Below are 26,947 nucleotides of genomic sequence, written 5' to 3'. Positions count from 1 at the left end.
AAAATTTTTTATAAATTTCAGGCAGGGAAAAAGGGGAAAGTCACTGTTTATTGCACAAGAGCGATAACTTCAATTTCGACAAGGGCGTCTTTTGGCAGCCGAGCCACTTCCACACATGAGCGTGCCGGTTTATGGTTCGTGAAATATTGGCCGTATACTTCATTCATGGCTGCAAAATCGTCCATATTTTTTATAAACACTGTTGTTTTTACAACCGTGTCGAGCGAAGCGCCAGCTGCTTCCAATACCGCTTTTAAATTTTGGAACACTTGATGCGTCTGTGCTTGGATGTCGCCTTTTACCATTTCCCCTTCCGGAGTGAGCGGAATTTGCCCCGAGCTGTAAAACATGTTGTTGACAATGATCCCTTGTGAATACGGACCAATTGCCTGAGGCGCATTTTTCGTTTCCACTTTTCTCATTAGTAAAATCCCCTTTCCATTATTTTCATCATTTATGACAGGCAGCAAGCCGCCTAAAAAAACGTTTTGTAGTTGCCTTCCTTGACCGCGATTCGTTTTTCTTTCGTGTCAACAGCCGACAGCTTTACGAGCGAAATGTACTCGTCAACTAACCGCTCTTTTGCCTCCTCAGACTCGACGAGCACGCCGATGCCGGATACATGGCCGTTAAACTCTTGCAGCAAGCTGACCATGCCGTTGATCGTACCGCCTGCTTTCATGAAGTCGTCGACGATGAGCACGTTCGCCCCCTCAGCCAAGCTGCGTTTTGACAAAACCATCGTTTGAATGCGCCTGGACGAGCCGGACACGTAGTTGATGCTCACCATCGGTCCTTCCGTCACTTTATTGTCATGGCGAACGATCACAACCGGCACGTACAAAAAGTTGGCGATGGCATATGCAAGCGGAATCCCATTGGTGGCGATCGTCATCACGACATCCACCGGACGGTCGGCGAAAATGGACGCATAAAGGCGGCCAATTTTATTCATAATACGGGGGTCGCCAAGAATGTCCGTCATATATAAATATCCGCCGGGAAGAAGCCGGTCCGGGCGTGATAACTGCTCACACAAATAGGCGACAACTTCCTCCGCTTCTTCGGCGGCCATTTTCGGAATGTATTGCACGCCGCCGGCCGCGCCAGGTAGCGTCCGAACCGTTCCGATGCCTTGCTGCTCGAGCGTTTGCTTAATGATCGTTAAATCTTCGCTGATCGACGATTTGGCCGATTCGTACCGCTCCGCAAAAAAAGTAAGCGGAATGAGCTGGTGTGGCCGTTCAAGAAGATAATGCGTCATATCGACTAAACGGCCGCTTCGCCTTAGCTTCATAGCGGACCTCCTGAAACCGAATATTATAAATTCATTTTATCAAAAATGTACGTGTTTAATCAAGGGAATGGCGCTCCCCTAACAGCCTTACAGCAAACACTTGATCGCAAAAGCCGCGCAGTCCGTTGTATACGCGCTGCATTCTTGAATCGTGCTCGATCAGCCCAAACACGGTCGGCCCGCTGCCGCTCATCAATACTGCATCGGCTCCAAACCGCCGCATTTGTTCTTTAATATGTGCGACTTCCGGATATTTTTTCAGCGTCACTTCCTCAAGAACATTGCCGACCGACCGGCAAATCGCCGCATAATCATGCCGCTCGATCGCCTCGATCATCGCCTCGACATCCGGATGGTTGACATGCTCAAGCTGTAAGTTCCGGTACACTTCCGCCGTCGATACACCAATGGGAGGCTTGGCTAATACGACCCAGCACGGCGGCGGCGGCGAGATCGGGGTGATGATCTCGCCGCGCCCGGTCGCCACGGCTGTTCCGCCGTAAACGCAAAAGGCGACATCCGAGCCGATTTGCGCGCCGAGCCGGGCGAGTTCATGGACGCTTAATCCAAGTTGCCAAAGCTTATTGAGCCCGCGCAGCGTCGCCGCCGCATCGCTGCTCCCTCCCGCCAGGCCGGCGGCCACCGGAATATGCTTCGTAATCGAAATCGCCACCCCTTCGCGAATCGAAAACGTCTCTTTCAGCAGTTTCGCCGCCTGATACGCCAAGTTGCGGCAATCATCCGGGACGAACCGGTTTTGCGACACAATGCGGATCGCATCCTCTCCAGGCAAAGGAACGAGCTCAATGCGGTCAGCCAAATCAATCGTCGTCATCACCATCTTCACTTCATGGTAGCCATCAGGACGCTTATAAAGAACATCGAGAGACAGGTTAATTTTTGCTGGCGCTTTTACCGATAACCTCACGAGTCTTCACCTACTTCCACGCACGTTCATAAACAGACTGTCTTGATATGCCGACAGGCAAATGATTCGACATATTCACTGATTTTGCTGTTTTGCTTATGTTTACACGTTCCGTGTCCGACTTTCTTCTGTCAACCCATTTTACCATATTACCACGTCTCGATGCCGCCGCCAAACGATATATGTAAAAAGGGCGTCCCTTGCTTGGGACACCCTCGCCGCAGCGCGCCATGACCGCCGGCGCTATTCCGTTTTCCCGGCCAGCTGCCGTTCTGCCCGTTCAATCGCCAATCTTACCATGTTTCCTGCATCTTTTGCGCGGATGGCTCCCCATCCTTCACGCTGCACGACATCGTAAAAGCCTAGCTCTTTTGCCAGCTCTTCTTTCAAGCGTTGCGACATAACTCCGCGGCGTCGACCCAATGTCAGCAACCCCTTTCGATGTTCATTGGCGTCATGGCACGAAACGTTGTGCAACTCGCCGGCGCAATAAACCGGCTGGCTTCATCCGCTAAAGATGAAAGGCGACCGCGGCAGTTTTAGTATGAAATAACGGAGGCGGCTTTATGTCTGCCTATTATTGTCTAGCTTCGGCCGTTGCTTCATCTTGCCAAAACGACAACAAATGACTTGCACCTCTTTGGCGCTGCTTTCGCAAAACTAAGCACCGCCCGGCTCATGCCTCCCCGTAAGCCTTTTGGCGCGTTTTTCCGACAAGCAAGCACCCCCGCTTTTCTTCACGACAAAATAAAAAGCAGCAAACAACTTATGTCTACTGCCCCCCTGCTTGCTCATCGTCCCAAAACGTCAGCTTTACGGTTTCGGTCAACACGTCGGCATAACTGAATGATACGCGTTCAAACGAGTTCTCTTTTTGATCCAGTTCAATGACAAATACCGATGGGTAAGTCTCCGCCAAAATGCCACAACGCTCAATCATTTTTCTGCGTCCGCCGTTGGCCCGCAGCGTTAAACGTCTCCCGATATTAGAGTCCAGCGTTTTTTTAATATCGGATAAAGTTTTTGGCATTCGTCATTCACCTCACTGTTTGCAATTATAACAAAAACGGCATTCAAAGTCAAAAAATAATGATTATATCAGCATGTTTTTGTTTCTGTCAATGAATATTTTTCTACAATATCCTTCTTTTTATGTGCCTTATGGCACTTTTTTGTAAAAAATATGGCGAAAGACATAAAAAAACCGCCCGTCAACTGCGGCGGTTTTCCCCCCGTTCGTCCTCAATAAGGCGAAACGGCATTCCGGTGCGGAGCACGCCTTTCGTTTCCACCCCGCCCAATCCCTTTTCCCCAGTTAACGTGTTGCGCAGCACATCCCACACATCGACCGTCTCCGTGAACGGCGTGAAGCTGAGGCGCGAAACGATATAAACCGGATCAAGGGCATGGATGTTAACCCGCGCCGGTGAACTGGCGAAATTGGCTCCAGCGCGGATAAGCGACTCGAAATGCGATTGGCAGGCGCCGGCGAAAACGATTAGTTGGTCGAGGTGCGGCACTTTTTTGCGCGCTTCTTTCACCGTTTGGACGAAATGACGCGAGTGGCGATACGCTTTTAAATCGTGCACTTTCCCTTTCGATTTTGAATACGAATCATGGCCGGTGATGACTAAAATATCCGGGCGGAACTGTTCAATCAAATAACCCACTTTTTCCGGCATCTCGCTTTCCTCACAGTAAACGCCGTGCACCGGCACCCCAATCCGTTCATACAAATCTAAGCATTTGCGCAAATATAACGGGTCGCCGTCCAAATGAAGGACGCGCCCCGGAATTTGAAAAAAATCTTTCTCCACCCGGTATCCGCCGGTCGCCCGATACTCGACTTTTTGCTTGATCGTCTGGTAATCCTGGCGGAACAGCCGGTATGACTGTTCGATCAACTCGATTTCCCTCTTTTTCCGTTCTTGCCGCTCCCGCTCATCGATTACAACCAAATCGCTGCACGGGGCATCTGCGACAAGCCGCACATCTTCGCCATATAAAATCGCCTCTCGCTCGCCGTCTTTTTCTTTAATATCAATGACGCGGAACAATAAGTCACATTGATAAGACTTGCGGGCGACAATATCACCGATTTTGACGTCCATCACCGCTCACCCCATTGTAGAATCGTTGTCATCCATACGATATGCACATGCGGACAATAGGTGATAGACGCCCGTTTCCTTTCAGCTGCAACCTAAACGCGAAAAAGAGGCGCCAGCGCGTTGCCTAATGAGGCGAATTCAGCCATATTGAGCGTTTCCCCGCGCCGGCGCGGATCAATGCCTACAGCGGCGAGCGCCCGCTCAATTTGTTCCTTTTTCTCCTTTCCACCCGGCAGGTTGTGGATTAAATTATTGAACAGCGTTTTCCGTCGTTGGCCAAAGCTCGCCCGCACCACTTGGAAAAACACGTCCTCATCCTCGACAGCGACAGGAGGATGGGACCGTTTTGTCAGTCGGATGACAGCGGAATCGACGTTCGGCTGCGGCATAAACACCGTACGCGGCACCGTCATGACTACCTCCGCCTTCGTATAATACTGCACAGCAATCGTCAGCGAGCCGTAATCTTTCGTCCCCGGACTGGCGGCGAGGCGGTCGGCCACTTCTTTTTGCAGCATGACAACGATGCCGCGGATCGGCAGCCGCTCGGTGAGCAGCTTCATGATGATCGGTGTCGTCACATAATACGGCAAGTTGGCGACCACCATCCGATCACTCACCTCAGCGAGCTCTTCAGCAATCACCGCATGTAAATCAGCTTTCAATACGTCTTGGTGGATAATGCGCACATTGTCATAAGCCGATAACGTATCAGCCAAAATCGGCAGCAACCGGTTGTCGATTTCAAAGGCGACCACTTTTTTAGCCCGCCGTGCAAGCTGCTCAGTCAACGCCCCGATGCCAGGCCCGATTTCAATCGCTCCGGTGTCGAAAGAAACGTCGGCGGCGTCGACAATTTTCCGCAAAATATTTGCGTCAATTACAAAATTTTGCCCGAGGCTCTTTTTAAACGAAAAGCCGTACCGTTCCAAAATTTCTTTCGTCCTTCCTGGTGTGGCAATATCTTTATGCATCGCCTGTCTCCTCCTGCATCACTTGTGCCAGCGCGGCATAAAAGGTGTCTCGGGAAATACGGAACACTTTTAGCCGCTTATGAAACTGCCGTCCGTTTGCATAGCCGATTTTCAGTTCCGCTCCGAGGCGCAGCCGCCGCTGACGCGCCATCTCCCCACCGATCAGCCCGGCTTCGATCAACTCGGCAAACGTAATTTCTTCTTCCCAATCCGCCGTCTCTTCATACACGTTCGCAAGCGCTTGGCGAATGTCATCGGGAGAAGCGTGCTCAACCCCGACGCCTTTGCCGTTTTTCGCTTTTGCCGCCTCCCGCGTCAAAAACGCATGTTTGCATCCTGGTACTTGCTCGGCAATGGTCCGGCGGATTTTCTCCCCCGGGAAATCCGGATCGGTAAAAATAATGACGCCACGCCTTTCTTTTGCCAGTTTGATCCGCTCAATGACATCCGCCCCTACTGCGGCTCCATTTGTTTCGATTGTATCGGCATCAACGGCGCGCCGGATCGCCGCCGTATCGTCTTTTCCTTCTACGACAATGACTTCCTTAATTTTCATCGCACCATTGCAGAAACAGCGGAATAAGAGATTTTTCCTATTTCTGCAATGCCTCCTTTCCGGTAAAATAAAGAGTAGGATGAACCTTCAACGCTAATGGCTCCATTTCCTTTTTATTTTTCGATTCCGTTGAAACTTTTTTCCGCTTAAACCGTCTAATTAAACAGAAGTGGTAAAGTGCGCATTGTCCCGGCACAATGTCATTATAACGAAAAAGAGCAGAGGGAAAAAACCCTCCGCTCTGTCCTTCGATCGCATTTCTATGGCAACACCCGTATTTTTACGCGCTTTTTGCCCCAACGAAACGCATCCGACCGTTCCGGAAAAAATACATCAATTTTATATCCGCGAATGCTTGAACCGGTGTCCGCGGCAACAGCATATCCATATCCTTCCACATATACCTTCGACCCGAGGGGGATGATGGACGGGTCGACGGCAATCACTTTGGCGGAAGGGTTTTGGCGCAAATTGATGCCTGTGCTCGTTACGCCTGAACAGCCTCCGCAATAGGCCGTATAGGCGGTAGCGGTGACGTAAAATTCCTTCGCGGCGTGACCGGCGCCGCGCGAGGACGGTTGGTCGGATGATGCAACCGGGCGCACTGTTTTCGTGCCGATGACGACAATGCGCGCTTTACTTTCTTTAACCGTTTTTTCCGCAATCAATTTGCGTGCGACTTCTTTGCCGTTTTCCAACGTCACTTCATATGTTTTTTCGATTTTCCCTTTTTCTCCGGACTCAATGACGCGCCGTTCTCCTTTTGGCAGTGAATTATCCCGTTTTGTCACCACGGCAAAATCGACAGGCTCTTCCACTACATCGGTGACTTTTTTTACCCGAGTGATGTGAATGGTCATCTGTTTTTTGACCTTTTCTTGCAAGGAAGGCTCAATTCGATCCAGTTTACCTAGCTGAATCCCTTGCTGTTTCAAAAAGTCAGCGACCGTAGTCGAAGTTGTCCATGCCTGCTGCTGTTTGCCGCCAACATTGATGCGAACGGGGAACGCTTTTTCGACGCCGATGTCCATGCCCTTTTTAATTTTCGCCGAAAGCGTTGGCGTCACTTTGTCATGAGGTCCGACTGACACGTGTTGTAAACGAAGCAATTCCCCAACCGTATCGGCCGTCGTCCACACCTTTTTCGTTTTCCCGTTTACCGTCAATGTCACTTCTTTGCTTGCTTCCCAAATGATATGGAGATCATCGGTAATCGGTGTACTTAAAGACGGATAGACGTAATCTTCTTTGCGTGGCTGAATGCCTTGCTCTTCAAGCAACTCCTTGACGTTCTCCGCATGGGTGCGAATTTCTTGTTTTTCCCCGTTGACCGTCAGCGTCACATCGTCTTTCGCAATCTCATATCCGGCGACCCCTGTTGTCGCGGAGATGGCGAGAAATCCGCTTGCCGTAGCAGTCACGTTTTTCCTCCATAAGTCCAACCATTTCCTCCTGTTTGGCAACATCAAACAAAACGCCTCCTTCTCCTCCGAAATTCCCCTCTCCCTCTAACGTGTACGCACGAGCATACTCTATTATGCAGAAAATTCAGCGAAAAAGGAAGGAAGACTTGTCGACACGTGATCGGCCAATATCGGCTGAATTTGTAGAACTTTTTCGTTTTCCCCGTTCTTTCGACAAGTCTCCCGGTCATTCGACGCCTAATTTTAGCGGTCGATGGCGAACAATTTTTTGGCATTTTCCGTCGTTGTTTCCGCTACCTCGGCAAAAGAAACGTTTTTGATCTCCGCGATCGCCTGGGCAACATATTTGACATAGCTCGGCTCGTTCCGTTTTCCGCGGAAAGGGTGAGGCGTTAAATATGGGCAGTCGGTTTCAATCAATAAATGGCTGAGCGGGATTTCCTTCGCCACTTCCTTCGGCTTTTTGGCATTTTTAAACGTAACCGGTCCGCCAAGGGAAATGAGAAAATTCATTTCGATGCACTGTCTTGCCACTTCGACGCTGCCGCTGAAACAATGCATAATGCCGCCAACTTCGGCGGCGTTTTCTTCTTGTAAAATTTTTAAAATATCCGCCGTTGCCTCGCGGTTATGGATGATGATCGGCAGCTTCACTTTTTTTGCCAGCGCGATTTGCCGGCGGAATACGTCTTGCTGCACGTCTTTTGGTGACTTATCCCAATGGTAATCAAGCCCCATCTCGCCGAGCGCCACCACTTTCGGATGAGCGGCGAGCTGTTCAATCATCTGTAAGTCTTCATCGGTCATATCAATCGCATCGACCGGATGCCAACCGACCGCTGCGTAAATAAACGGATGCCGCTCGGCCAACTCAATCGCCCGGTCAATCGTCGGTCGGTCAAACCCGACAACCACGATGTGTGAAACTCCTTCAGCGCGGGCGCGCTCAATAACTTGATGTAAGTCTTCATCGTATTGGATCGCATTCAAATGCGCGTGCGTATCAAAAAGCATACAACTACCCTCTTTTCCACCTTGATGATAAGTGTAGCATAGAAATTGGTTACGTATGTCACAGATCGGTAACATTTCCATTACAAAATGGCGACAAGGAGGTGTCAAAGACGACACCCCCTCGTCTGTTGCATCATTTAATTTTTGTCCCGTTTGGCACGTGTTGATCCACGGTTGCCAGCGAAAAGTCCCCTCCGCTGCCGCCGGCCAAAATCATTCCTTCCGACCATTCACCGCGCAGCTTGGCCGGTTTTAAATTGGCGACGCAAATAACTTTTTTGCCGACGAGTTCCTCCGGCTTGTAAAACTCCGCGATGCCGGAAATCACTTGCCGTTTCTCGCCGCCAAGATCAAGCTGAAGCTTCAACAGCTTATCGGCATTTTTCATCCGTTCGGCATGCACAATTTCGGCAACGCGCAAGTCGACTTTGGCAAACTCATCAATGGAAATTCCGGCCGTCCCAGCCGTTTGTTTTTCCTCTTTGGCCGGTTCCGCCGCCGGCTTGCCGCCCTGCATATGCGCTTTAATATATTCGACTTCGGCTTCGATATCCAGCCGTGGGAAGAGCGGTTCCCCTTTTTGCACCTTTGTGCCCTCCGGAATGAGGCCGAAATCGTACAGGCTGTCCCACTCTTTCAGTGAACGGTCGGCAATGCCGAGCTGGGCGAAAATGCGCTCTGGCGTCCGCGTCAAAAACGGCTGCAGCAACACGGCCGTATGACGGAGCGACTCCGCTAAGTGGGTCATGACAGAAGCGAGCTCCTCCCGTCTGCTTTCCTCCTTGGCCAATACCCATGGCTGCGTTTCATCAATGTATTTGTTTGTCCGGCTGATGAGCTGCCAAATTGAAGCGAGGGCAACGGAGAACTCCATCTGTTCCATCGCTTCTTCGTACTGACGGACCGCCTCGCGTGCCGTCTGCGCCAACTCTTTATCAAACGGTGTTTTCGGGCCGCGGTACGGCGGAATCGCACCGTTAAAGTATTTCTCAATCATCGCTACCGTCCGGTGCAACAAATTGCCTAAATCGTTGGCCAAATCATAGTTGATGCGCTCAATAAACCCTTCCGGCGTAAATACCCCGTCAGAGCCAAACGGCACTTCCCGCAACAAATAATAGCGGAGTGCGTCTAAGCCGTATCGGTCGATGAGCGTCACCGGGTCCACGACATTGCCTTTCGATTTCGACATTTTCCCGTCTTTCATAAGCAGCCAGCCATGACCGAACACTTTTTTCGGCAGCGGCAGCCCGAGCGCCATGAGCATAATCGGCCAATAAATCGTATGGAAGCGGACAATTTCCTTGCCGACTAAATGGACATCAGCCGGCCAATATTTGCGGAACTTTTCGTCATTGTCCGTGTCGTAGCCAAGCGCTGTAATATAGTTAGCTAAAGCGTCGATCCACACATAAATGACATGCTTCGGGTCGCCCGGTACTTTAATGCCCCAGTCAAACGTCGTCCGCGACACAGCCAAGTCTTCGAGACCCGGTTTAATAAAGTTGTTGATCATTTCATTTTTCCGCGATTCCGGCTGAATGAAGTCCGGATTCTCCTCATAATATTGGAGCAGGCGGTCGACGTATTTGCTCATCCGGAAAAAGTACGACTGCTCTTTCACTTTTTCGACCGGACGGCCACAGTCCGGACAGTTGCCGTTGACAAGCTGCCGCTCGGTGTAAAACGACTCGCACGGCGTGCAATACCAACCTTCATACTCGCCTAAATAAATATCGCCTTGTTCGACAAGACGGGCGAAAATCTTTTCAACAACTTTTTTATGCCGCTCCTGTGTCGTACGGATAAAATCGTCGTATGAAATGTCCAGTTTTCTCCACAACTCTTGAATGCCGGCAACGATGTCATCGACATATTGCTGCGGTGTGACCCCTTTTTCCTCCGCCTTACGTTGAATTTTTTGTCCGTGCTCATCGGTTCCCGTCAAATACATGACATCGTAGCCGCGCAGCCGTTTATAGCGCGCCATGGCATCCCCCGCCACGGTCGTATAGGCATGGCCGATGTGCAGTTTGTCGCTTGGATAATAAATCGGCGTCGTCAAATAAAACGTCTTTTTCTCCATCAGTTAGGCCCTCCCTCGTACTGTTGAGCACAAAAGCCCCCGTCTGGCGACGGGAGCAGCGTTACTTCTATTTTACATAATTTTTTCATTCTACAAAAACATCTATTTCTCCTCGGTGAAAAAAATATACCTACATGGACAAAAAGACGGCCTTAGTTTTGGCATGCACTGCGAATTCATTATAGGAGGATAAGGTTTAAACGGTCAAAATGATTCATTTTTCCTTTTATTCATTGACAAGCTTTTTTGTGAAATAACAATATACATTTTTTTTAAATTTTACATATTAAAGGATTGACGCATAATGGAAACACTGATATGATTAGGGTGTAGGAAATTTGTCGAATATTGACGAATAAACGACAAAACTATTTCGGAGAGGAGAACAGACGATGAAATCGACAGGAATCGTACGTAAAGTCGATGAGTTGGGCCGCGTCGTCATCCCGATTGAGTTGCGCCGGACGTTAGATATTAACGAAAAAGATGCATTGGAAATTTACGTCGATGACGATCGCATCATTTTGAAAAAATATAAGCCGAATATGACGTGCGTCGTCACCGGCGAAGTGTCAGACGACAACTTTAAATTAGCGGGCGGCAAAATCATTTTAAGCCGTGAAGGCGCGGAAATTTTGCTCCAGGAAATCCGCCAGCACTTGCAAGAGGCAACGGATAATGAATAAAAAAAGAGTTTCTCTGGGTTCTCAGAGAAACTCTTTCTTTTCTTGCCGTTGATGATACTGTTGATAGACGTCGCGCTTCGACATGTTCCGATCACCGGCTGCCTGTTTCACCGCTTCTTTTACGGAAAGGCCATGTTCACGAACATAATAGTCGACATGTTCGACAATCGACAGCGGCTGCCACCATGCCCCCTCCTGTCCGGGTTCATTCCCGTCTCTTGTCCCTTCAACAACAATGCAAAACTCACCGCGCATGTCAGTCGTCTCCGCCCAAGCGACCGCCTCGCTTAAATCGCCGCGGATAAACTCCTCAAACCGTTTCGTCAACTCGCGACCAATGGCGATGCGCCGTTCGCCAAATACGTCATACATCATGGCCAACGTTTCTTTTAAACGGTGAGGCGCCTCATAAAAAATCAACGTTTCCTCCGCTGCTTTTAACGACAGCAGCTGCTCTCGTTTTTCTTTTTTCGCCCGGTCCAAAAAACCGACGAATAAAAAACGCTCCGTTGGCAGCCCGGAGGCGACGAGCGCCGTCACTGCCGCGTTGGCTCCGGGAAGCGGCACGACGCGGCACCGTTCGCCCAGTGCAGCAGCAACAAGCTCATAGCCAGGGTCGGAAATGCCGGGCATGCCGGCGTCGCTCACTAACGCCACCGTTTTCCCTTCTTTCAGCCATTCAACAATCTGCCGGCCGCTGGCGTACTTATTATGCTCATGATAGCTAACGAGCGGCGTATGAATGTCGAAATGCGACAACAGCTTTTTCGTCTGCCTTGTGTCTTCCGCAGCGATCACGTCCGCCTCCCGCAGGATCCGCACAGCCCGAAACGTCATATCGTCCAAATTGCCGATCGGCGTCGGCACGATGTACAGCGTTCCTTGTCCCGTTTGTTCGACAAAGCTTTTTTGTTGCCAAAGCATCCATCTTCCGCCCCTTTACGATGAAATGATGCCGTTTAAAATGCGCTTCGTTTCTTCGGTATATTCGTTATCCTCGCCATAAATGACAAGCGGGGACAACACTTTTAAGTCCGGGCTGGCATCTTTCATTCCTTCAATTAAAATCATGTTCGCCTCTTTTCCTGCTTTTGGATAAACGAATCGAAGCCGTTTCGGTTCAAGCCGGTATTGGCGCATAAGCATCACAATATCAAGCAGCCGGCCGGGTCGGTGAACGAACGCCGCTTTTCCGCCCTGCTTCAGCAATTGGCTGCTAACGCGAACGACATCCTCTAATGTACAATAAATTTCGTGACGGGCGATCGCCACGTGTTCATTTTTGCTTAACTCTTCTTTGCCGGCAGCCGGAAAATATGGAGGATTGCACGTAACGACGTCATACCGGCTATAGCCAATTCGCTGCGGCATCTCTTTAATATCGCCGTGTATAATCTTGATTTGTTCTTCAAGCCCGTTGTACTGCACGCTTCGCCTCGCCATGTCACAAAGCCGCTCCTGAATTTCAACGCCGATAATCGTTCCTTTTGTTCGCTGGCTCAGCAACAGTGGGATCACCCCGTTGCCCGTGCATAAATCGACGATTTGCCCTTTTTGAATCGGCAAATAGGCAAAATGGGCGAGCAACACCGCATCAAGGGAAAAGGAAAACACGGATGGGCTTTGAATGATGCGGAGCTCCTCATTGAACAAATAGTCAAGCCGTTCATCCCCGTACAATTCTACCATCACAAACGATCCTCCATTGAAAAAAATAACCTTTCCGGAGCGGAAAGGATTACACTATCTTTATTTTTTGTTTAAAAACGATAAACAAAACAAACAATCGCCCTCTGTGCGTACGCTTCCGTAGTGAACGTGGCAAATATGGAACCCTTCTTGGTAAAGGCGGGCTAAATTGTCATACCCTTCGCCAATGTCGATTAGTTTTTTGCCATGCTTCGTCTCTTTTCGTTTTTCCTCTTCCCATGCCTCGAGCAGCTGCTCAAGCCGCCGGCGCAGATGAGCGTTTTCAATTTGCAGCTGATGGTTTTCCTCTAACAGCTCGGATACGCGTTGCTTCAGCTGCACAAGCTCACGGTAAAAATGGCTCAAATGCTCTTCCATGTTTGCCACTGATTGAAACACTTCTTTTTTATCTACCTTTTCCACATGGCCCCACCTCAAATTAATCTGCGACACGAGTAGATAACGTTCCGTCCTTCATCAGCTCATCAAGTGTATATTCGACGACCCGGCCGTGCTCCGGTAATTCGATTTGCAACACCCGCTCTAAAATGTTCAAACCGACCACTTTGCCAAAACCATGAGGCGTCTCAACATACTCCCCTAAATCCGGAAGCTGCTCTTTCGCCGTTTCATACTCTTCACTCTCGTACTTCAAACAGCACATCAACCGTCCACATAACCCGGAAATTTTCGTCGGATTAAGCGATAAGTTTTGATCTTTCGCCATTTTGATCGACACCGGCTCAAAATCGCCGAGAAAGGTCGAACAACAAAGCATCCGGCCGCATGGCCCGATACCGCCTAGCATTTTCGCCTCATCGCGCACCCCGATTTGCCGCAGCTCAATGCGCGTGCGGAAAATCGAAGCCAAGTCTTTGACGAGCTCCCGGAAATCGACACGGCCATCAGCGGTGAAATAAAAGATGACTTTGTTGCGGTCAAACGTGTATTCCACATCAACGAGCTTCATTTCCAGCCCGTGCTCTTCCACTTTGCGCAAACAAATATCATACGCCTCGCGGGCCGCTTTTTTATTTTCTTCAACGACCCATTTATCTTTCTCATTCGCCACGCGGATTACTTTTTTCAGCGGCAGCACGATATCATTTTCATCGACTTGTTTATTGGCGATGACCACTTTTCCGTATTCGATGCCACGCGCCGTCTCGACAATGACAAACTCACCGGCGGGAATGACAAAGTCACCTGGATCAAAATAATAAATTTTTCCCGCCTTTTTAAAACGGACGCCAACTACAGTATACAACGGTTCTCCCTCCTTTACCGCTTTAGTTGAAGAGCCAGCTGCTCCATCAGCAGCGCCGTGCTCATATTTGTTGTATTTAAACGCGCTTTCGCCTGCAAAATCGCGTCCATGCTGTCTAAAATTCGCCGTTGCGGACAAGAAAGCGCCCAACGTTGCAAGCGGTCAAGCTCATCCTGGTATAATGCGCTATCCATCCGCCCGGCTTGAATATGCAACAAATCGCGGTATATATATAAAAGCAAATCAAGGCCAAGGTCAAGCTGGTATTTTTCCGGAAAATGCGGAAACAAACGGTCGTGGATGAAAAACAGCAGCTGCAACGCCGGCTTGCCAAGCATCTCATATAATTGTAGCACTAATGTTCGCGCCTCAGCAAACCAACGGTCTTGGCTGAGCGCCAACGCCTCGTCGTAGCTGTTCGTCAAGTGAGCGGCGAGCAGCGCCAGCGCCGGCGGCACGCGCTCCTCAACGAGCTGACCGGCGAGTTCTGTTGGCGGCAGCGGCCGGAAGGAAAACACTTGACAGCGGGAAACAACAGTTCTTAACAGGCGATGATATTGCTCGGTCAACAACACCGCCACCGTTCCCGGGTACGGTTCCTCCAAAAATTTCAAAAGGCTGTTGGCCGCGCTTGTCGTCATTTGATCGGCATGTTCGACAATATACATTTTTTTATCCGACTCGACCGCTGTTTTGGTAAACTCTTGCTGCAGCCATTCGATTTGTTCTTTCTTAATCGATCCGCCATCCGGGCTGATCAACCGAACGTCCGGATGGTTGCCGGAATCGATGCGCCGGCAGTTGCGGCATTCCAAACACGGGGCAATTCCTGACGGGGACAAGCAAAACAAGCTTTTGGCCAACAACAAGCTGGCCGCTTTTTTCCCTGTCCCCCGCTGCCCTTCAAACAAGTACGCATGGGAAATCCGTCCTTTTTCAAGGCCGCTTTGCAGCATTTTCGCCACCACCGGTTGGCGCTTTGCCAGCTGTTCCCATCGCATCGCCATCACTCTTTCTCATTTCTTACTTTCTATTCTATCATGTCCAACGTGAATCATCACGGCCGGATTCATGGAAATCGCACTTTGATCTTCCTTTGAGGCGGGAAAGCACCACCGCCGCCGTCTCGGCAAACACGACATCGAGCGGCCGGCCCGCATCGATGACAATGATCCGGTCAGCAAACCGCTTTGCCAACTCCCGGTATCCTTCTCTTACTTTGTCATGGAAAGACAATGATTCAAGATCAAGCCGGTTCACTTCCCGTTCCCGATTTTTCCGAATCCGTTCGAGTCCGGTTTGTGGATCAATATCAAAATAAACCGTCAGCGACGGCATATACCCGTCAATGGCAAATTCGTTAATTTTCCATACGTCTTCGATACCAAGCCCGCGGGCAAACCCTTGGTAGGCGAGCGAGCTGTCCACAAACCGGTCGCATAGCACAATGCGTCCAGCCTCGAGCGCCGGGACAATTTTTTCAAGCAAATGTTGCCGCCTCGCTGCCGCATACAAAAGCGCTTCCGTTCGCCCGTCCATTTCCGTATACTCCCGGTTTAAAATGAGCGCGCGGATCGCCTCCGCAATGCGCACTCCACCAGGTTCCCTCGTTACCATTACATCAAAGCTCCGCTCGCGCAAAAACGACTCGAGCTTGCCGATCATGGTCGTTTTCCCGGCCCCTTCCGGCCCTTCAAATGAAACAAAGTACCCGTTCATCACCCGCAGCATCCTTTCCATCATCCAAGTTCGTATACGACAATCAACCCATCCCCGAGCTGACTTCCGCCCTGCATATGCACCTGATGGCGGAGAAGCTGGCGAATGTGTTCAATATGGCCGCGGTCGATCCGTTCCCCGATCCATATGAGCGGCACTCCAGGCGGATATGGGATGACGGTTTCCGCCGCCACGCACCCTTCCGCTTCATCTAAAGCGACCGCTTTCTTCCGTACATCGCGCAACTCATCATACGGAACTAACACCGACAGCGGCGGACGCAAAAACGGGAAAGAACCAAACAGAGGCATCTCGCCAGCCGGCACCCCCCGCCATGCCCGTCTGATTTTCTCCACCGCCTCCATCAGCTTTCCAGTCGCAGCGAGCGGACAGACGAGCAGAACGTTCAATGGATCAGCTAATTCCGTAAACACCCCTTCGTGCTCGAGTCGCCGCTGCAGCTCATATCCTGTCAGCGGACTGCGCGTTTGCACGGTCACCTTTAACGGGTCGGTTTGCACGTCAGGCTGCCGGGAAGAAACGACCGCCACCCCATCCATATGGGCCAATGCCATCTTAAACTCCTCGATTTGCGCTACAATCGCCGCCACACGATCCTTTGTGAGCTGGGCGACATAATGGCGTGCCAAATCGAGTGACGCCATAATCGGGTAAGATGGGCTGCTCGATTGAAACAGCTGTAAAAAATATTTCAACCGCTCTACATCGATACGCCCACTGTTCACATGCAAAAACGCTCCCATCGTCATCGCCGGCAATGTTTTATGCGCCGACTGCACAACAATATCGGCACCGCAGGCAAGCGCCGGTTTCGGAAACGGGGGGCCGGCGACAAAATGGGCGCCATGTGCCTCATCGACCAATACGGGAATCCCATAGCGATGGGCTAGACGGACAATTTCCGTCAAATCAATAGACATCCCATAATAGTTTGGATTCGTTAATACAATGGCGGCAGCATCGCGATGAAGAGCAACTGCCTCTTTGACAGTCTCTATGCAAACGTGCGAAGCAACACGCACATCGCCATCAAATTCAGGGGAAAGAAGAACAGGGGTTGCTCCCATTAACTGTAGTGCATGCATCACGGATTTGTGACAGTTGCGCTGCACAATGATTTTCCGCTTTTTTTCATCACAAACGGCGGCGATCATCGCCAAATTCCCTGCCGTCGAACCGTTCACAAGGAAAAACGTCTCCCTAACGCCATATAGATCCGCTGCCAACGCCTGCGCCTCAGCAATTACCGACTCAGGATGATGCAAGTCATCCAATCCGGAAATTTCCGTCGCATCCAACGCCAACAACGGTGTAAACATCTCTCTCCCCCGTTCGGAAAACAAAGCACCGTATTTATGTCCCGGCACGTGAAACGAAACCGGGCAGCGCGTCCAATGGCGCATGAGAGCATCATATAAAGGAGTTTTCGTTTGATCCATCATCATCCTCTTTCCTTGCTGCTTTGCCGCCTGCAGCGAAAGGCGCAACAGGCATCAGCATAAACGCCGAAATCGTTCAGTATGTACGAGAAATAACAAAATAATAGTAACACGAACTGCCCTGAAAGAAAACGCGCATACGGCATCCGCGGCTTTTGCTCACAAACAGAACCAACTGCCTGTTGGAAGCAAGAAGGGGACTGACGAGGAAAGACACCGATCCATCCCCCACCTACGCCCATGCGTGGAAGTGGGGGGTTCTCGGTGCAAGATGATAAAAATAGGCCTGACATAAGCCTTTACGAATAAATTTTACATGTGACCATTTTCCGAAGCTGCTGCACATAAAACGCGTAATTCGGATCGTCTGTATTTGTGTGCACGATCGCTTGGTGACAATCCAAGCAAAGAAAATGACCAAAAAGAAACATTCCTTCCTGTTTTTGTTGTTCGCAAACAATGCACACTTTTTCACGTTTATTTCGGCCAATCACCGGTGCCCCCACGCTCTCCACCTCCCATCCTCTATGTTTCCCACATTGATAACATTCTATACTAGTAGATGGAAAGATGGAGCACTTTCCCCGCTTCTTAACGTGCGCAGAGCGTTCACGAGAACAGCCGATTGAAGAAGTAGTAAAAACCGTCTTTGGTATTCCAAATAAAAACGAAAGCAGCTAATTATGCGTCAAGCACAATTAGCTGCTTTTGTTTTGCCTAGCAGCGACCTACTCTTGCAGGGGCGCTGGCCCCAACTACCATCGGCGCTGGAGGGCTTAACTTCCGTGTTCGGGATGGGAACGGGTGTTTCCCCTCCGCTATCACCACTAGGCCATATGAGGTTGTCAGGAATTCGTTCCCTGAAAACTAGATAACCGTTGTCGGAAGAAGCGGCGCTTGCGCTTTTCGATTGTCCAGCTCCGGCTCGCCGCCGCTCGGGGTCAAATAACCTTCGCCTTCGGGATCGCAAATCCCTGCAGGCGAAGAACATTTGCCCATCGCGGCGACCCGCTCGCCTGCGCTTTTCACTGTCTAGTTCCGGCCGCCATCGGCTCGCGACGCTTCGGTCCTGCTGCGGCGGCGACAGCCTCCTCGCAGGCCCTCCAGCGCGTTTCGCCGATAAGCGGGCGGCCTCCACTTTTCTTGGTTAAGCCCTCGATCGATTAGTATCCGTCAGCTGCACGTGTCGCCACGCTTCCACCTCGGACCTATCGACCTCGTCATCTTCGAGGGATCTTACTCGCTTCACGCGATGGGAAATCTCATCTTGAGGGGGGCTTCACGCTTAGATGCTTTCAGCGCTTATCCCGTCCGCACATAGCTACCCAGCGGTGCCCCTGGCGGGACAACTGGTACACCAGCGGTGCGTCCATCCCGGTCCTCTCGTACTAAGGACAGCTCCTCGCAAATTTCCTACGCCCACGACGGATAGGGACCGAACTGTCTCACGACGTTCTGAACCCAGCTCGCGTACCGCTTTAATGGGCGAACAGCCCAACCCTTGGGACCGACTACAGCCCCAGGATGCGATGAGCCGACATCGAGGTGCCAAACCTCCCCGTCGATGTGGACTCTTGGGGGAGATCAGCCTGTTATCCCCGGGGTAGCTTTTATCCGTTGAGCGATGGCCCTTCCATGCGGAACCACCGGATCACTAAGCCCGACTTTCGTCCCTGCTCGACCTGTCCGTCTCGCAGTCAAGCTCCCTTGTGCCTTTGCACTCTCCGAATGATTTCCAACCATTCTGAGGGAACCTTTGGGCGCCTCCGTTACCTTTTGGGAGGCGACCGCCCCAGTCAAACTGCCCACCTGACACTGTCTCCCACCCCGATAAGGGGTGCGGGTTAGAATTTCAATACCGCCAGGGTGGTATCCCACCGCCGCCTCCACCGAAGCTGGCGCTCCGGCTTCTCTGGCTCCCACCTATCCTGTACAAGCGATACCAAAATTCCATATCAGGCTGCAGTAAAGCTCCACGGGGTCTTTCCGTCCTGTCGCGGGTAACCTGCATCTTCACAGGTAATATAATTTCACCGGGTCTCTCGTTGAGACAGTGCCCAAGTCGTTACACCTTTCGTGCGGGTCGGAACTTACCCGACAAGGAATTTCGCTACCTTAGGACCGTTATAGTTACGGCCGCCGTTTACTGGGGCTTCGGTTCGCACCTTCGCTTGCGCTAAGCGCTCCCCTTAACCTTCCAGCACCGGGCAGGTGTCAGCCCCTATACGTCGCCTTTCGGCTTCGCAGAGACCTGTGTTTTTGATAAACAGTCGCTTGGGCCTTTTCACTGCGGCTCGTTCGGGCTCGTCACCCAAACGAGCACCCCTTCTCCCGAAGTTACGGGGTCATTTTGCCGAGTTCCTTAACGAGAGTTCTCCCGCGCGCCTTAGGATTCTCTCCTCGCCTACCTGTGTCGGTTTGCGGTACGGGCACCTCTTCCCTCGCTAGAGGCTTTTCTTGGCAGTGTGAAATCGGGGACTTCCGGATAACTCCGTCGCCGTCACCGCTTGGCCTTTTTGATCCGCGGATTTGCCTACGGATCAGCCTTGCGGCTTGGACAGGCTCTTCCAACCGCCTGCTCGCCCTATCCTCCTGCGTCCCCCCATTGCTCAAACGGGAAGGAGGTGGTACAGGAATCTCCACCTGTTGTCCATCACCTACGCCTTTCGGCCTCGGCTTAGGTCCCGACTAACCCTGAGCGGACGAACCTTCCTCAGGAACCCTTAGGCTTTCGGCGCAGAGGATTCTCACCTCTGTTTTCGCTACTCATACCGGCATTCTCACTTCTAAGCGCTCCACCAGTCCTTCCGGTCTGGCTTCTGTGCCCTTAGAACGCTCCCCTACCGATGACCAACGGTCATCCCGCAGCTTCGGCGGCACGTTTAGCCCCGGTACATTTTCGGCGCAGAGTCACTCGACCAGTGAGCTATTACGCACTCTTTAAATGGTGGCTGCTTCTAAGCCAACATCCTGGTTGTCTGGGCAACTCCACATCCTTTTCCACTGAACGTGCACTTCGGGGCCTTAGCTGGCGATCTGGGCTGTTTCCCTCTTGACCACGGATCTTATCACTCGCAGTCTGACTCCCAAGGATAAGTCATTGGCATTCGGAGTTTGACTGGGTTCGGTAACCCGATGAGGGCCCCTAGCCCAATCAGTGCTCTACCTCCAAGACTCTCACCTTGAGGCTAGCCCTAAAGCTATTTCGGGGAGAACCAGCTATCTCCAAGTTCGATTGGCATTTCACCCCTACCCACACCTCATCCCCGCACTTTTCAACGTGCGTGGGTTCGGGCCTCCAGCCGGTGTTACCCGGCCTTCACCCTGGACATGGGTAGATCACCTGGTTTCGGGTCGACGACGACGTACTCATACGCCCTGTTCAAACTCGCTTTCGCTGCGGCTCCGCCTGTTCGGCTTAACCTCGCACGCCATCGTCACTCGCCGGTTCATTCTACAAAAGGCACGCCATCACCCTTTAACGGGCTCTGACTACTTGTAGGCACACGGTTTCAGGTTCTCTTTCACTCCCCTTCCGGGGTGCTTTTCACCTTTCCCTCACGGTACTGGTGCACTATCGGTCACTAGGGAGTATTTAGCCTTGGGAGATGGTCCTCCCTGCTTCCGACGGGATTTCCCGTGTCCCGCCGTACTCAGGAGCCGCCCGGGAGGGAACGAAGTTTCGACTACAGGGCTGTCACCTTCTCTGGCCGGCCGTTCCAGACCGGTTCGTCTACCCCGTTCCTTTCTCACTCCCATCTGGGCGGTCCTACAACCCCAAGAGGCACGCCTCTTGGTTTGGGCTGTTCCCGTTTCGCTCGCCGCTACTCAGGGAATCGCGTTTGCTTTCTTCTCCTCCGGGTACTAAGATGTTTCAGTTCCCCGGGTGTGCCCTCCATGCCCTATGGATTCAGGCATGGATCCTGCCCCATTACGGGCAGGGGGTTCCCCCATTCGGACATCTCCGGATCGACGCTTGCTTACAGCTCCCCGGAGCGTTTCGGCGTTTGCCCCGTCCTTCATCGGCTCCTAGTGCCAAGGCATCCACCGTGCGCCCTTTCTAGCTTAACCTACAGCGCTTCTCGGCTTCTTCCTACACTGTGTCTAGCGTCGGCGCCTGGCTCTCTTCTGCCAAATAACCTTCCCCCTCGGGGTGCAAGCACCCCTACGGGTGAAGAACATTTGGCTTCAAGAGCCGATCTCGGCGCCTCCGCTTTTCCGGTTATCTAGTTTTCAAGGAACGAAAGGTTGTTTTGAAATGGTGGAGCCTATCGGGATCGAACCGATGACCTCCTGCGTGCAAAGCAGGCGCTCTCCCAGCTGAGCTAAGGCCCCACAAGGCAGAATGGGCCTAAGTGGACTTGAACCACCGACCTCACGCTTATCAGGCGTGCGCTCTGACCAGCTGAGCTATAGGCCCATGGAGGGAAAGTTCCCTCAAAACTAAACAAAACGACAAGCGTCATTATAATCAAACCGAAAGGTTTTGTCAATATGTCCTTAGAAAGGAGGTGATCCAGCCGCACCTTCCGGTACGGCTACCTTGTTACGACTTCACCCCAATCACTTGCCCCACCTTCGGCGGCTGGCTCCCTTGCGGGTTACCTCACCGACTTCGGGTGTTGCAAGCTCTCGTGGTGTGACGGGCGGTGTGTACAAGGCCCGGGAACGTATTCACCGCGGCATGCTGATCCGCGATTACTAGCGATTCCGGCTTCATGCAGGCGAGTTGCAGCCTGCAATCCGAACTGAGAGCGGCTTTTTGGGATTCGCTCCCCCTCGCGGGTTCGCAGCCCTTTGTACCGCCCATTGTAGCACGTGTGTAGCCCAGGTCATAAGGGGCATGATGATTTGACGTCATCCCCACCTTCCTCCGACTTTTAGCCGGCAGTCCCTCTAGAGTGCCCACCTGAATGCTGGCAACTAGAGGCAAGGGTTGCGCTCGTTGCGGGACTTAACCCAACATCTCACGACACGAGCTGACGACAACCATGCACCACCTGTCACCCTGTCCCCCCCCGAAGGGGGAACGCCCAATCTCTTGGGTTGTCAGGGGATGTCAAGACCTGGTAAGGTTCTTCGCGTTGCTTCGAATTAAACCACATGCTCCACCGCTTGTGCGGGCCCCCGTCAATTCCTTTGAGTTTCAGCCTTGCGGCCGTACTCCCCAGGCGGAGTGCTTATCGCGTTAGCTGCAGCACTAAAGGGTGTGACCCCTCTAACACTTAGCACTCATCGTTTACGGCGTGGACTACCAGGGTATCTAATCCTGTTTGCTCCCCACGCTTTCGCGCCTCAGCGTCAGTTACAGGCCAGAGAGCCGCCTTCGCCACTGGTGTTCCTCCACATCTCTACGCATTTCACCGCTACACGTGGAATTCCGCTCTCCTCTCCTGCACTCAAGTCCCCCAGTTTCCAATGACCCTCCACGGTTGAGCCGTGGGCTTTCACATCAGACTTAAGGAACCGCCTGCGCGCGCTTTACGCCCAATAATTCCGGACAACGCTCGCCCCCTACGTATTACCGCGGCTGCTGGCACGTAGTTAGCCGGGGCTTTCTCGTGAGGTACCGTCACCGCGCCGCCTTGTTCAAACGGCGCTCCTTCGTCCCTCACAACAGAGCTTTACGACCCGAAGGCCTTCTTCGCTCACGCGGCGTCGCTCCGTCAGACTTTCGTCCATTGCGGAAGATTCCCTACTGCTGCCTCCCGTAGGAGTCTGGGCCGTGTCTCAGTCCCAGTGTGGCCGGTCACCCTCTCAGGCCGGCTACGCATCGTCGCCTTGGTGAGCCGTTACCTCACCAACTAGCTAATGCGCCGCGGGCCCATCCGCAAGTGACAGCCAAAGGCCGCCTTTCAACCGAAGATCATGCGGTCTTCGGTGTTATCCGGTATTAGCTCCGGTTTCCCGGAGTTATCCCGGTCTTGCGGGCAGGTTGCCCACGTGTTACTCACCCGTCCGCCGCTGACCGAATCAAGGCAAGCCCTGATCCGGTCCGCTCGACTTGCATGTATTAGGCACGCCGCCAGCGTTCGTCCTGAGCCAGGATCAAACTCTCCAAAAGAAAGTTGATTGGCTAATCCAGCTTCGGCCCGCCGCCCGGGGTCAAACAACCTTCGCCTTCGGAATGTAAACATCCCTGCAGGCGAAAAGCATTTGCCCATCGCGATCACCAGGATGGCGATATTTCACCGCCATCCGCAGGATGTGGGTTGCTTTTAGGCGGAATATCGGACCTCAGCCTTTCTTCATGACGCTTGCGTTTTGTTTAGTTTTCAAGGAGCTTTTGAATTGATGTTGAACACTTTTATTATTATACTTATCATTCACTTTGCTGTCAATACGTTTTTTCTTCGCCGTTAATATGTTTTTTGCTAATGTCAACTAACGACGTTTATTAATATACTTGATATGTATATAAAAGTCAATAGTTTTTTATCAAAAAAAATGAAAAGGCAAGTTAGCTAGACAACGCCTTTCCATTCGGAACTACGATAGAATATACTGGTCAATCACAAGTAATGCCGCGGCCCCCGGGAGGCCAAGAAATCCACAAACGAGCGAGGTGATCAAGTTAATCGGAATATGAATGTTAAAATGTCCGCCGATGGCGTTGAGGACAAACAGTGCCAACGCGCCGACAATGAGGCGGATGGCAACATAGCCGATAAAGCGAAGCGCCTTAAGGCGAGCGCCAACAATCAAAAGGACGGCGATGAGCGCTAATAGCACCGTAATGACGATTTTCGGTTCCAACGTTTGAACCCCCTTTTTTGTACGCTTGTACTACAAACGTATGAAACTCGGGGGAAAAAAGAACAAAAAAATAAGGAAGTTAACGCACTTCCCTCAGCGTAATGCGACGGTGCTTCGCTTCGCGGAGGAGAAAAAAATATTTCACCTCCGCAAGTTGCAGCGCACTCAGCACCTCTAACGATGGGTCAACACTTTTTTCGATAAGCTGTTTTTGTTCGAGCCATTCAGTTCTTGCCTTTTGCAGCTCAGCAATTAGTTTTTCATCAAATTGTCTTTTTAGTTTCCCCTTCCACCGCCATAACAAACCGATCCCCACCTTCTTTCTCTCTACAGCTCGCGGCGCCCTTCCAACGCTTTTGATAACGTCACTTCATCCGCATACTCCAAATCGCCGCCGACCGGCAAGCCATGGGCGATGCGGGTGACTTTGATCCCTGTCGGTTTCAACAGGCGCGATAAATACATGGCTGTCGCCTCCCCTTCAATGTTTGGGTCGGTCGCTAAAATCACTTCTTGGATCGTTTCGTCCCGCAGTCTCGCCAGCAGCTCGGCGATTTTAATGTCTTCCGGACCGATGCCCTCCATCGGGGAGATGGCCCCGTGTAGCACATGGTATAGGCCGTTATATTCTTTCATCTTCTCCATAGCGATCACATCTTTCGGGTCCTGGACGACACAAATCATCGTCCGATCGCGCCGTTCATCCTTACAAATGTAGCAAGGATCTGTATCTGTAATATGCCCGCAAATCGTGCAATAATGAATATGGCGCTTCACATCAACAAGCGCTTTGGCAAACTCGAGCACGGTATCTTCTTTCATCGCCAGCACATGGAACGCGAGGCGGGCGGCCGTTTTTGGACCGATTCCGGGCAATTTCATAAAACTGTCAATCAGTTTGGATAACGGTTCTGGATAATGCATAGTTTCCCCCTAGAACAGCCCTGGAATGTTGAGCCCTTTCGTAAACTGCCCCATCATGTCGTTGGCCAGTTCATCCGCTTTTTTGAGCGCATCGTTTGTCGCCGCCAAAACTAAATCTTGGAGCATTTCAATATCGTCTGGGTCTACGACTTCTTCCTTGATTTTTACCTCTAAAATTTGTTTATGGCCATTGGCGATGACCGTCACCATACCGCCCCCAGCCGTGCCTTCCACCGTTTTTTCCACCAACTCTTCCTGTGCCTTTTGCATTTCTTTTTGCATCTTTTGCATTTGCTTTAACATTTTTTGCATATTTCCCATTCCGCCACGCATCATCTTGGCATCCTCCTTCAATCGTTTATTCTTTAATTTCGATCAATTCCTCGCCAAACAGCCGTTTCGCCTCAGCGATCAACGGTTCCTCTTCGCTCTTTTCTGTCTTGGCTTCCTTGTTGCGGATAAACTCTTCCCTTATTTTTCCCCATTCTTCTTCCGGAATGGCGATCATGTCAAACCGTCGGTTCGTCAGTTCAAACAAAATTGCTTCGACGTTTTCCTTCACTGAACTCGCCGGATCTGTCGCCATCTTGCAGTGAATTTCATACTTAAACTTTAACACAAATGCCGAGGCACTCGCGGCGACCGGCTCGCTCTCTTGAAGCAAGGCGGCGTGCGACACTTTATGTTGCCGCTTCAACGTGTCAAGCACGTCGGCCCAGCGGCCTTTCACCAAGGCTAAGTCTTCGTGCGTTGCCTGCTTCAACAGTTCGTGGATGCGGCCGACTGGCGCTTTATATCCCCCGATTTTCACTGCTTTTGCTGGTTTTTTCGCCGAGGCAGCGGACGATAAAGGAGCGGACGATTGTTCCTTCAGACGGCGCAGTTCGGCTTCCAACGTCTCAATCCGCTTCACTAACGGTTCTAGCTCAGAAGCGGACAGCGACGAGACGGCCGGCTGATGGCAAAGTTTCACGAGCGCCACTTCCAAAAGGAGGCGTGGATGGTTCGTCCACTTCATCTCTTGCTGGCTTTTGTTCAGCAGCTCAATCGCTCCGTATAAGTCAGAAAGAGGAATCGTTTCTGAAAGAGCGGTAAACGTCTCGTCAACGACTGCAATTTGAATGGCTCCTTCCACATGGGGGGCCGTTTTGTATAGCAGCAAGTCGCGGTAATACAGAATCAAGTCTTCCACCAAACGGTTTGGATCTTTCCCCTGCGCCATCATCGCTTCGAACTGCTGAAGAACCGCCGCGGTATCTTTGCGGTGAATGGCTTCGATGAAATTGGCTAATGCAGCAAATGATGCCGCCCCAGTCATCGCCAACACATCATCGAACTGAAGTTGGCCATCACTGAACGAAATCGCCTGATCAAGCAAGCTGAGCGCGTCCCGCATGCCCCCGTCAGCGGCACGGGCAATGGCTGATAGCGCTTCAGCGGATGCTTCCACGCCTTGGGCGTTCGCTACGTATTTCAACCGTGAAACGATCGCCGATAGCGGAATGCGGCGAAAATCGAATCGCTGACAGCGGGAAATAATCGTTGCCGGAATTTTATGCGGCTCGGTCGTCGCCAAAATAAAAATGACGTGTTTCGGCGGTTCCTCTAGCGTTTTTAGCAGCGCGTTAAAGGCGCCGATCGACAGCATGTGCACTTCGTCGATAATATACACTTTATAACGAACCGAAGTCGGTGCAAACTTTACTTTTTCTCGTATGTCACGGATTTCGTCGACGCGGTTGTTGGAAGCGGCGTCAATTTCCAGTACATCGGGAACCGTTCCGTTCGTAATGCCGAGGCAAGCAGGGCATTCATTGCACGGTTCAGCTGCCGGAGCATGTTCGCAATTGACCGCTTTGGCGAAGATTTTCGCCGCACTCGTTTTTCCTGTCCCGCGTGGGCCGGAAAATAAGTAGGCGTGCGATATTTTATGTTGAAGCAGGGCGCTTTGCAATGTTTTCGTTACGTGCTCTTGGCCGACCATGTCGGCAAAACGCTGCGGCCGAAAAACACGGTATAACGCTTGGTATGCCACGGAAAACGGCCCTCCTCTTCC

The 26,947-nt window shown here is 51.6% G+C and carries 25 protein-coding genes, 2 tRNA genes and 3 rRNA genes; 1 reads left to right on the top strand and 29 read right to left on the bottom strand.

Annotated features, from left to right (window positions below):
* Window positions 1-47: 47 nt before the first annotated feature.
* From ridA to metG, 11 genes are all read right to left on the bottom strand, one after another.
* Complete coding sequence (gene ridA / locus M493_RS00250; protein ID WP_020958296.1) at window positions 48-422, bottom strand: 2-iminobutanoate/2-iminopropanoate deaminase; 375 nt, start codon at window positions 420-422, stop codon at window positions 48-50.
* A gap of 53 nt (window positions 423-475) precedes the next feature.
* Complete coding sequence (gene purR, locus M493_RS00245) at window positions 476-1,297, bottom strand: pur operon repressor (protein WP_020958295.1); 822 nt, start codon at window positions 1,295-1,297, stop codon at window positions 476-478.
* Window positions 1,298-1,352: 55 nt separating this feature from the next.
* Entirely contained in the window at window positions 1,353-2,225 is an 873-nt protein-coding gene (ispE, locus tag M493_RS00240) for a 4-(cytidine 5'-diphospho)-2-C-methyl-D-erythritol kinase (RefSeq protein WP_020958294.1), read from the bottom strand.
* A gap of 243 nt (window positions 2,226-2,468) precedes the next feature.
* Window positions 2,469-2,648 (bottom strand): small, acid-soluble spore protein, alpha/beta type, encoded by a 180-nt coding sequence (locus M493_RS00235; protein ID WP_011886605.1) that lies wholly within the window; start codon window positions 2,646-2,648, stop codon window positions 2,469-2,471.
* A gap of 349 nt (window positions 2,649-2,997) precedes the next feature.
* Window positions 2,998-3,255: a biofilm formation stimulator Veg gene (gene veg / locus M493_RS00230; RefSeq protein WP_008881684.1), complete on the bottom strand. Its 258-nt coding sequence runs from the start codon at window positions 3,253-3,255 to the stop codon at window positions 2,998-3,000.
* A gap of 181 nt (window positions 3,256-3,436) precedes the next feature.
* Window positions 3,437-4,336 (bottom strand): sporulation peptidase YabG, encoded by a 900-nt coding sequence (gene yabG, locus M493_RS00225; protein WP_020958292.1) that lies wholly within the window; start codon window positions 4,334-4,336, stop codon window positions 3,437-3,439.
* Between the two features lie 92 nt (window positions 4,337-4,428).
* The gene (gene rsmA / locus M493_RS00220; RefSeq protein ID WP_020958291.1) at window positions 4,429-5,310 is read right to left on the bottom strand and encodes a 16S rRNA (adenine(1518)-N(6)/adenine(1519)-N(6))-dimethyltransferase RsmA; all 882 of its coding nucleotides are present in this window, start codon (window positions 5,308-5,310) and stop codon (window positions 4,429-4,431) included.
* Window positions 5,303-5,866, bottom strand: coding sequence for a ribonuclease M5 (gene rnmV / locus M493_RS00215; RefSeq protein WP_020958290.1), 564 nt, complete (start codon window positions 5,864-5,866; stop codon window positions 5,303-5,305). The genes rsmA and rnmV overlap by 8 nt, the downstream gene beginning before the upstream one ends.
* A 260-nt stretch (window positions 5,867-6,126) precedes the next feature.
* Window positions 6,127-7,332, bottom strand: a complete 1,206-nt coding sequence (locus tag M493_RS00210) for a G5 and 3D domain-containing protein (protein ID WP_041267811.1) — start codon at window positions 7,330-7,332, stop codon at window positions 6,127-6,129.
* A gap of 201 nt (window positions 7,333-7,533) precedes the next feature.
* On the bottom strand, window positions 7,534-8,304 hold the full coding sequence (locus tag M493_RS00205; RefSeq protein ID WP_020958288.1) for a TatD family hydrolase: 771 nt from the start codon (window positions 8,302-8,304) through the stop codon (window positions 7,534-7,536).
* A gap of 133 nt (window positions 8,305-8,437) precedes the next feature.
* Window positions 8,438-10,390, bottom strand: coding sequence for a methionine--tRNA ligase (gene metG / locus M493_RS00200; RefSeq protein ID WP_020958287.1), 1,953 nt, complete (start codon window positions 10,388-10,390; stop codon window positions 8,438-8,440).
* A gap of 392 nt (window positions 10,391-10,782) precedes the next feature.
* Here metG and M493_RS00195 point away from each other — a divergent pair, with 392 nt between their 5' ends.
* Window positions 10,783-11,076 (top strand): AbrB/MazE/SpoVT family DNA-binding domain-containing protein, encoded by a 294-nt coding sequence (locus M493_RS00195; RefSeq protein ID WP_020958286.1) that lies wholly within the window; start codon window positions 10,783-10,785, stop codon window positions 11,074-11,076.
* A 21-nt stretch (window positions 11,077-11,097) separates the two neighbouring features.
* Here M493_RS00195 and rsmI read toward each other — a convergent pair whose 3' ends face one another.
* The 18 genes from rsmI to dnaX form a co-directional block, all read right to left on the bottom strand.
* Entirely contained in the window at window positions 11,098-12,000 is a 903-nt protein-coding gene (gene rsmI / locus M493_RS00190) for a 16S rRNA (cytidine(1402)-2'-O)-methyltransferase (protein ID WP_020958285.1), read from the bottom strand.
* Window positions 12,001-12,015: 15 nt separating this feature from the next.
* Window positions 12,016-12,765 (bottom strand): tRNA1(Val) (adenine(37)-N6)-methyltransferase, encoded by a 750-nt coding sequence (locus tag M493_RS00185; RefSeq protein ID WP_020958284.1) that lies wholly within the window; start codon window positions 12,763-12,765, stop codon window positions 12,016-12,018.
* Window positions 12,766-12,825: 60 nt separating this feature from the next.
* Window positions 12,826-13,188 (bottom strand): DNA replication initiation control protein YabA, encoded by a 363-nt coding sequence (gene yabA / locus M493_RS00180; RefSeq protein WP_020958283.1) that lies wholly within the window; start codon window positions 13,186-13,188, stop codon window positions 12,826-12,828.
* 16 nt (window positions 13,189-13,204) lie between these two features.
* On the bottom strand, window positions 13,205-14,032 hold the full coding sequence (locus tag M493_RS00175) for a PSP1 domain-containing protein (RefSeq protein WP_020958282.1): 828 nt from the start codon (window positions 14,030-14,032) through the stop codon (window positions 13,205-13,207).
* Between the two features lie 14 nt (window positions 14,033-14,046).
* Window positions 14,047-15,039, bottom strand: a complete 993-nt coding sequence (holB, locus tag M493_RS00170; RefSeq protein WP_023817405.1) for a DNA polymerase III subunit delta' — start codon at window positions 15,037-15,039, stop codon at window positions 14,047-14,049.
* A gap of 31 nt (window positions 15,040-15,070) precedes the next feature.
* Entirely contained in the window at window positions 15,071-15,751 is a 681-nt protein-coding gene (gene tmk, locus M493_RS00165; RefSeq protein ID WP_020958280.1) for a dTMP kinase, read from the bottom strand.
* 20 nt (window positions 15,752-15,771) lie between these two features.
* The gene (locus tag M493_RS00160; protein WP_023817403.1) at window positions 15,772-17,211 is read right to left on the bottom strand and encodes an aminotransferase class I/II-fold pyridoxal phosphate-dependent enzyme; all 1,440 of its coding nucleotides are present in this window, start codon (window positions 17,209-17,211) and stop codon (window positions 15,772-15,774) included.
* A 299-nt stretch (window positions 17,212-17,510) separates the two neighbouring features.
* On the bottom strand, window positions 17,511-17,717 hold the full coding sequence (locus tag M493_RS00155) for a sigma factor G inhibitor Gin (RefSeq protein WP_020958278.1): 207 nt from the start codon (window positions 17,715-17,717) through the stop codon (window positions 17,511-17,513).
* Between the two features lie 209 nt (window positions 17,718-17,926).
* Window positions 17,927-18,043, bottom strand: a 5S ribosomal RNA gene (gene rrf / locus M493_RS00150).
* A gap of 311 nt (window positions 18,044-18,354) precedes the next feature.
* A 23S ribosomal RNA gene (locus M493_RS00145) occupies window positions 18,355-21,282 on the bottom strand.
* 188 nt (window positions 21,283-21,470) lie between these two features.
* Window positions 21,471-21,546: transfer RNA gene (locus M493_RS00140), tRNA-Ala, on the bottom strand.
* A gap of 11 nt (window positions 21,547-21,557) precedes the next feature.
* Window positions 21,558-21,631, bottom strand: a tRNA-Ile gene (locus M493_RS00135).
* Window positions 21,632-21,715: 84 nt separating this feature from the next.
* Window positions 21,716-23,275 (bottom strand): 16S ribosomal RNA (locus tag M493_RS00130).
* Together the 16S, 23S and 5S rRNA genes with 2 tRNA genes alongside form the textbook arrangement of a ribosomal RNA operon.
* A 425-nt stretch (window positions 23,276-23,700) precedes the next feature.
* On the bottom strand, window positions 23,701-23,967 hold the full coding sequence (locus tag M493_RS00125) for a pro-sigmaK processing inhibitor BofA family protein (RefSeq protein ID WP_020958276.1): 267 nt from the start codon (window positions 23,965-23,967) through the stop codon (window positions 23,701-23,703).
* 79 nt (window positions 23,968-24,046) lie between these two features.
* On the bottom strand, window positions 24,047-24,271 hold the full coding sequence (locus tag M493_RS00120; protein ID WP_020958275.1) for a YaaL family protein: 225 nt from the start codon (window positions 24,269-24,271) through the stop codon (window positions 24,047-24,049).
* A gap of 23 nt (window positions 24,272-24,294) precedes the next feature.
* Entirely contained in the window at window positions 24,295-24,891 is a 597-nt protein-coding gene (gene recR, locus M493_RS00115; RefSeq protein ID WP_020958274.1) for a recombination mediator RecR, read from the bottom strand.
* A 9-nt stretch (window positions 24,892-24,900) separates the two neighbouring features.
* Window positions 24,901-25,224 (bottom strand): YbaB/EbfC family nucleoid-associated protein, encoded by a 324-nt coding sequence (locus M493_RS00110; RefSeq protein WP_420480329.1) that lies wholly within the window; start codon window positions 25,222-25,224, stop codon window positions 24,901-24,903.
* Between the two features lie 25 nt (window positions 25,225-25,249).
* Window positions 25,250-26,926 (bottom strand): DNA polymerase III subunit gamma/tau, encoded by a 1,677-nt coding sequence (gene dnaX, locus M493_RS00105; RefSeq protein ID WP_020958272.1) that lies wholly within the window; start codon window positions 26,924-26,926, stop codon window positions 25,250-25,252.
* Window positions 26,927-26,947: the final 21 nt, after the last annotated feature.

The sequence above is a fragment of the Geobacillus genomosp. 3 genome (genome assembly GCF_000445995.2).
Classification (GTDB): domain Bacteria; phylum Bacillota; class Bacilli; order Bacillales; family Anoxybacillaceae; genus Geobacillus.
This window is presented reverse-complemented; position numbering and strand designations above follow the sequence as displayed.

Coding starts and splice junctions, on each gene's coding strand:
- ridA (WP_020958296.1), bottom strand. CDS start 422: ATGAGAAAAGTGGAAACGAAAAATGCGCCTCAGGCAATTGGTCCGTAT.
- purR (WP_020958295.1), bottom strand. CDS start 1,297: ATGAAGCTAAGGCGAAGCGGCCGTTTAGTCGATATGACGCATTATCTT.
- veg (WP_008881684.1), bottom strand. CDS start 3,255: ATGCCAAAAACTTTATCCGATATTAAAAAAACGCTGGACTCTAATATC.
- yabG (WP_020958292.1), bottom strand. CDS start 4,336: ATGGACGTCAAAATCGGTGATATTGTCGCCCGCAAGTCTTATCAATGT.
- rsmA (WP_020958291.1), bottom strand. CDS start 5,310: ATGCATAAAGATATTGCCACACCAGGAAGGACGAAAGAAATTTTGGAA.
- rnmV (WP_020958290.1), bottom strand. CDS start 5,866: ATGAAAATTAAGGAAGTCATTGTCGTAGAAGGAAAAGACGATACGGCG.
- M493_RS00210 (WP_041267811.1), bottom strand. CDS start 7,332: ATGTTGCCAAACAGGAGGAAATGGTTGGACTTATGGAGGAAAAACGTG.
- M493_RS00205 (WP_020958288.1), bottom strand. CDS start 8,304: ATGCTTTTTGATACGCACGCGCATTTGAATGCGATCCAATACGATGAA.
- metG (WP_020958287.1), bottom strand. CDS start 10,390: ATGGAGAAAAAGACGTTTTATTTGACGACGCCGATTTATTATCCAAGC.
- M493_RS00195 (WP_020958286.1), top strand. CDS start 10,783: ATGAAATCGACAGGAATCGTACGTAAAGTCGATGAGTTGGGCCGCGTC.
- rsmI (WP_020958285.1), bottom strand. CDS start 12,000: ATGCTTTGGCAACAAAAAAGCTTTGTCGAACAAACGGGACAAGGAACG.
- M493_RS00185 (WP_020958284.1), bottom strand. CDS start 12,765: ATGGTAGAATTGTACGGGGATGAACGGCTTGACTATTTGTTCAATGAG.
- holB (WP_023817405.1), bottom strand. CDS start 15,039: ATGGCGATGCGATGGGAACAGCTGGCAAAGCGCCAACCGGTGGTGGCG.
- tmk (WP_020958280.1), bottom strand. CDS start 15,751: ATGAACGGGTACTTTGTTTCATTTGAAGGGCCGGAAGGGGCCGGGAAA.
- M493_RS00160 (WP_023817403.1), bottom strand. CDS start 17,211: ATGGATCAAACGAAAACTCCTTTATATGATGCTCTCATGCGCCATTGG.
- recR (WP_020958274.1), bottom strand. CDS start 24,891: ATGCATTATCCAGAACCGTTATCCAAACTGATTGACAGTTTTATGAAA.
- M493_RS00110 (WP_420480329.1), bottom strand. CDS start 25,224: ATGCGTGGCGGAATGGGAAATATGCAAAAAATGTTAAAGCAAATGCAA.